Origin of the sequence: Polymorphobacter sp. (assembly GCF_051860865.1) — a bacterium.
Taxonomy (GTDB): Bacteria; Pseudomonadota; Alphaproteobacteria; order Sphingomonadales; family Sphingomonadaceae; genus Sandarakinorhabdus.
On the sequence record NZ_JBIMKZ010000147.1, the window covers coordinates 1 to 590 of the forward strand.

The 590-nt window shown below is 62.5% G+C and carries 2 protein-coding genes; both read left to right on the top strand.

From position 1 onward, the window contains the following. Window positions 1–271 (top strand): amidohydrolase family protein (locus tag ACTIFJ_RS15345; protein ID WP_439534984.1); only part of this gene is annotated, 271 nt, incomplete at its 5' end. A gap of 4 nt (window positions 272–275) precedes the next feature. Continuing rightward, window positions 276–590: AMP-binding protein (locus ACTIFJ_RS15350; protein ID WP_439534985.1), on the top strand; the 315-nt coding region annotated here is incomplete at its 3' end.

Here is a 590-nt window from a genome sequence, read left to right on the forward strand (position 1 = left end):
TGAAATGATCGCCATGGCCTGGAAGCACGCCAACGTGTTTATCGGCATCGATGCCTATGCACCCAAGCATCTGCCCGCAGCGCTGGTGCACTACATGAACTCCTACGGCAGCCACAAGGTGCTGTTCGGCACCGACTGGCCGGTGATCGATCCACGCCGCGCACGGCGCGAGATCGAAGCCATGGGACTGCGCGAAGACAGTTTCGCGCATGTGATGCGCGACAATGCTCTGGCGGTGTTTCCTTCCCTTTCCCAGCGGATGGCAGGCTAGCGCAATGGCAACCAGCGGATTCACCTCGCTGACCATCGGACGCGGAATCCGCTGCGCCGCAGCGGCCGCGCCGCACAAGGTTGCGCTGGACGACACATCGGGCAACAGCCTGACCTACGCCGCCCTGATACGGCGGATGGACGGCCTTGGGCTGCTGGCCGCTGCGCATGGACTGAAGCCTGGCGACGTCGTGGCGCTGGTTACGCCCAATTGCATGGAATACCCCGAAATCGTGGCGGGTTTGAGCGAGCATGGGATCGTGGTCGCCACACTCAATCCCATGCTGTCGGCAGAGGAGCTCAGGCTGATCTTCGACGAT